This window comes from Allocoleopsis sp. (assembly GCF_036703385.1).
In the GTDB taxonomy this organism is placed as follows: Bacteria; Cyanobacteriota; Cyanobacteriia; order Cyanobacteriales; family Coleofasciculaceae; genus Allocoleopsis.
In genome coordinates this window covers 1-4,706 of record NZ_DATNPA010000080.1, presented here as the reverse complement: position 1 = coordinate 4,706, position 4,706 = coordinate 1, and the positions used below count along the sequence as shown (strand labels likewise).

The 4,706-nt window shown below is 46.5% G+C and carries 6 protein-coding genes; 2 read left to right on the top strand and 4 right to left on the bottom strand.

What is annotated here, in order from left to right:
• Nucleotides 1-201 precede the first annotated feature (201 nt).
• Both V6C93_RS04220 and V6C93_RS04215 read left to right on the top strand, forming a co-directional pair.
• A complete protein-coding gene (locus tag V6C93_RS04220; protein WP_333475399.1) occupies nucleotides 202-696 on the top strand; it encodes a hypothetical protein in 495 nt (164 codons plus the stop codon).
• Nucleotides 697-842: 146 nt separating this feature from the next.
• Nucleotides 843-1,799 (top strand): type II secretion system F family protein, encoded by a 957-nt coding sequence (locus V6C93_RS04215; protein ID WP_333475398.1) that lies wholly within the window; start codon nucleotides 843-845, stop codon nucleotides 1,797-1,799.
• A gap of 142 nt (nucleotides 1,800-1,941) precedes the next feature.
• Here the strand turns inward: V6C93_RS04215 and V6C93_RS04210 are convergent, their stop codons facing one another.
• The 4 genes from V6C93_RS04210 to V6C93_RS04195 all read right to left on the bottom strand — a co-directional run.
• Entirely contained in the window at nucleotides 1,942-2,844 is a 903-nt protein-coding gene (locus V6C93_RS04210) for a hypothetical protein (RefSeq protein ID WP_333475397.1), read from the bottom strand.
• Nucleotides 2,845-2,980: 136 nt separating this feature from the next.
• Nucleotides 2,981-3,322 (bottom strand): type II toxin-antitoxin system PemK/MazF family toxin, encoded by a 342-nt coding sequence (locus V6C93_RS04205; protein ID WP_333475396.1) that lies wholly within the window; start codon nucleotides 3,320-3,322, stop codon nucleotides 2,981-2,983.
• Nucleotides 3,309-4,346 carry a tetratricopeptide repeat protein gene (locus V6C93_RS04200; RefSeq protein ID WP_333475395.1) on the bottom strand — a complete coding sequence of 346 codons (1,038 nt, stop codon included), beginning with the start codon at nucleotides 4,344-4,346 and terminating at the stop codon, nucleotides 3,309-3,311. The genes V6C93_RS04205 and V6C93_RS04200 overlap by 14 nt, the downstream gene beginning before the upstream one ends.
• A gap of 101 nt (nucleotides 4,347-4,447) precedes the next feature.
• Nucleotides 4,448-4,706 (bottom strand): tetratricopeptide repeat protein (locus V6C93_RS04195; RefSeq protein ID WP_333475394.1); only part of this gene is annotated, 259 nt, incomplete at its 5' end.

Sequence of the window (4,706 nt, the reverse complement as noted above, 5' to 3'; positions counted from 1 at the left end):
GTTGATTCGCCTGCTGCCCAACATGCAACGATTGACGCTAAATATAGACATCTAAAGAAGAGCAGCGATCCTTGAACTGAATCAGAGCGCTCTAGAGTATCGCTGCCTTTTCTTAACCAGTTTGTCATTTTACGCAGTCCTGACGATCAAATAAGCGATCGCAGCAATACTCTTCTTAAAGACATTACCCAGATTTTGACAATGAAACACTCCGACTGGCTTCGCCTTCAAGCAGAAGGCGACAGAATCTGTGCAACCATGCGCCAACAGGGATACAAATGCCACAAACAGACTCGACGCTTATCCTGGAAGCTTTGCAAAGAGGGTCAGGAAGATTATGTTCTTACGCTTGCACCAGCACCCGTCAGTGATTGGACTTTGATACCCAACACTACTAGCCCAGAACGGCAACAGCTTTGGCAACTCATTAATCGCACCCTAACCAGCATCAGGGGACAAGTCATAAAAACTCCCCAAGAACGCACTTCGCAAGTTGAAGACTACTCCCGCCCTTGGGCAATTATCCGACTCCTACCGGATGCCCGACGGTATACAGTAGCCCGCTTTTTCAATCGTCAAGACGCGGAAGATCATCGACGTTTTCTCAACCGCTTTATGCCTGCTGCTGAATTTGTAGTCCTCTTTGATGTTCCCGACGAACAACTGAAACAAGCAACTTACCAAAAAGAAGATTAAATTCACATCTTAGATTGATGTTTTGAATCCTCCTTACCCCCCCAACCCCGCCGACTCGACCGAATATTAAAGACTTAGGTTGCTAAGACTTCGGGTAACTGGTTTAAGGTAAAACTCAATACAATGGCAATAGTTTGTGGCAAACAGTGGCTCTACCCAACCGATTAACGCTTTACCAAAAAGCCCAATTCTTTTATCAGTTGGCATCTGCGCTCAACTCTGGTATGAGTGTGCAGCAGAGTTTAACCTTGATGCGTCAGAATGGGCATCCTTCCTTCCAGCGCTATTTGCAACAGGTGAGTGTGGCGGTAGATGGGGGTCAAGATTTAGCTTCAGCACTGGCAGTTGACTCTCGCTACTTTGACAGTTGGACAATTAGCCTGATTAGATTGGCAGAATATAGTGGTTCATTAGCCCAAACTTGTGAGCAATTAGCGATCGCAGCCGAAGCTCAAATCAGGCGGAGACGACTGGGGCGTTCAGTACGATTCTCGCTCATCACCACGATTTGGAGCCTACTCATCTTATCAGCAGCAATTCTTAATCCTAACTCCACAGGTCTGCTGAGACTGGAATTTTGGTTGAGAAGTTTAGCGATCGCATTCCTTTTATGGGGTATCAGTGTCTTCCTTTCTCGCTATTCCAGCCAAGGTTCACGGCAGTTTGCCATGAAGTTGCCGATTGTGGGTAAGCTAATTCAGGCGCGAGCGCTGCTTGATTTAGCGCAGTTACGGTTACCTTTAAGTTGCGGTGTTGCCCGTCTCACTGCTGTAGAATTGCTCAAAGAGCATCTTCCAGACCCGATCATGAGAGCTAATCTCACCCGTGCAGCGCGACTCATCCGGATGGGGCAACCCCTCAGCCGTTCTCTGGAAGGCAAAGTACCGCCGACGGCGATGGAGATGATTCGCACTGGTGAAGCAACGGGCAATCTCGATACGGCACTGGAAAACGTAGCCCAATACTACGAAACAGAGTTAGAGCAGGGACTAAAATTGCTACAGGCGAGTTTACGTCCCCTAACCTTTGTGGCGATCGCGAGTTTGGTTGCCGTCGTGGGTATTCGGGGTTTAACAATGTTCCTTGACTCGTTACCCGATTAAACCAGAATAGCGATCGCTATCTAAGCTGTCGCACCTTTAACTTGCATGTTGATGTTTAGCACATTTCTTGTGGGATGGGCATCCTGCCCGTCCACATTATGCTGGCTTAGATGCACAGCAGCTTGGCAGCAGCAAAAATTCGCTACCAATCCAGATATACAGACCCTCCCATATTCTCATCATCTGAACCCACGATTAAACCGCCATTCTGCCCCGGTACCAGTTCAATGGCTTCAACTTTGTGGTATTTAAAGCGATATAGAGGAACGAGTTGAGAATTCTGGCGAAATATAATTTGCTGTTCGCGACTTCCAAACGCACCTGCCGCGTACACGGCTGATTCAAAAGGCCCATCATTCCCGTTGTCCGTGGCGGAAGAGATGAACAGAATCCCGGCTGAGTCTACCTTGAGGTCGGAAATGTGGCGAACCACTGAGACAGGGAACGGTACTTTAAATTTAACGGAACTGATCGAAGTAATCTGGTAAGTATTTAAGTCAAGCCGTCCCCAAGTCAGTACGGCTGGATCGTTATCTTCCCCCCGGTGTGCCCATACCGCTATTAACTGCTTATCGATGCTCTGCACCGCAAACGCTTCAAAATTGCTACCTTTGGCAATATTTTGTAAATCAAAGACCTTGAGAATTGAAATAGTTTGCTTTGAGGTATCCAAGCGGAAGTGATAAACCTTTCCCGCACTGGTAGCTGCCATAAAAGTCGGTTCAGATGTTCCAGGGACAGTAGTTAGAGACTCTAGATCGACAGGTAACGGGGTATTGCTAGGCCACTTTAGGGGAAAATATTGAGGTGAGTCTTTACCTTTAATGGTAATGATTGCTAAACGCCCCTGATTCTTTTGTTTGTTGTCATGAACAACAAGAAACGAAGTGGAATCACTTTGCTGAGTAAGCAGAACCATGCCACTGATACCAAACGGTATCCCACCTCGCACGGGACGCCACTGTTGGCAAAGAACAGGCTGGGATACGAGAGAAAATGTTACCCAAGCGGCGAGGGCAATCAGGAACGTTGGAAATTGACGCATATTTTACCTGTGGGGGCTTCATGCGTACCCCACTGAGACTAAAGGCTGACTCTACAAAGGTGCCAGTCCACTGTAGCAGACTCGCTTTATTAAGTCGGCAATTACATTCTGCACATAGACGCAGTGAGCTGATTCATCACTCACTTAGGAGCTGACACAACTTCTCAGCAATTTTGTCTTGTATATCTGATGACAATGTACCTAGTTCACGCTTAATCACAGATGTAGAAACTGTCATGAGACGATGCAATCGGATGGCAGAGGATACCCGCAACCCCGTAGCAGCAAAATCCGGATCGCTGGCATTCAATACGATGTCTGTTGCCCTCAAATCCGTTGGAATAACACTGGTGATGAAAGCTAAGATAACGTGATGATGTACCCCTATAAGATTTGTTAAGCAAACGGCGGGACGCACCTTTGTAGTCGATAAATCGTCAAAGGGGAAAGGTACTAGGACAACTTTACCTTTCGTCATTAAATGGTTTCCCGTCAGCTAAGGTGTAAATGTCTTCTTTAGGATCTTTGAGGAAATCAAAAGCTGAACTAGTGGCTGCTGCTTTCAGCCATTCTTGTTCGTCTATTTCTCCTTGTTCCCAATCGCTTTCCTCCTGAATCAATGCCTGAAACCGCTCATCGTCTCGAATACTGTCAAAATCTGAGTCAGTTTTTGCCTTCTCTCGGTATTCATCAGGACTCAGATTAATGGCTTGTCGTAAGTTTTCGAGAGCTTGCTCAACGTTTCCCTGTAAGGCATAACAGCAAGCTTTGTTGTACCAAACTTCGTGTAAGTCACGTTTGATGTTCAGCGCCTTGTCGAAACTAGCGATCGCTTCATTTAAGCGTACTAAGTTATATAGCACAAAGCCTCGGTTGCACCAGGCTTCATGGCGGTCTGGTTTGATTTCCAAAGCTTTGTCGTAGCTGGTGAGCGCTTCATCGTAGCGTCCCAACTTTCCCAACGCAATACCCCGATTATTCCTGGCTCCATACGCAATACCCCGATTATTCCTGGCTCCATCTAAATCTCGCTCAACTGCCAATGCTCTATCATAGCTAGCGATTGCTTCTTCAATGCTTCCTAACTTGGTCAGCGCAATACCCCGGTTATTCCAAGCTTCGTAGAAGTCCGGTTTAAATTTCAGGGCTTGGTCGTAGCTATTGATCGCCTCTTTATAACGTCTCAAGTACAACAGACCAATACCCCGGTTGTACCAGGCTTCATGGAGGTTAGGTTTGATTTGAAGGGCTTTGTCCCAGTTAGCGATTGCTTGATTGTGGCGTCTCAACTCGCCTAGCGCGATACCCTGGTTGTACCAAACTTGGTATAAGTCCGGTTCAACTTCCAGAACTTTGTCGAAGCTAGCGATCGCCTCTTGAAATTGCCCTGTGGTCATCAGTACAATGCCGCTGTTGTACCAAGCTTCGCCTGTGTGGACTTCCATGGGTTCGCCGTAACTAGCGATCGCATCTTTAAGAGGTTCTAACAGTAGGCTACTCATAGGGGTATTTCTTCCATTAAAGTTTTGCCAAATTGGTCATGGAGGTGAGGATGCGATTATTTTTTAAAACCTTCAACCTTCTAACCTTCAACCTGCAACGTTCACCTCCCCTTACTCTTAGTATCCCCAATCAAAGTCTGAAACCGCTTATTTTTCCGCAGACAATCCAAATCTGGATCGGTTTTAGCGACTTGCAGATATTTATCTGGATTAAGCTTAATCGCCTGTTCTATATAATTGACCGCAGGTGTTACCTTACCCTGCCGAGCATAACAGTAACCTTTGTTATAAATAGCATTGACATGATTAGGGTTAATCTCTAAAGCCTTCTCGAAGTTTGCCATTGCTTCCTTGTACCGC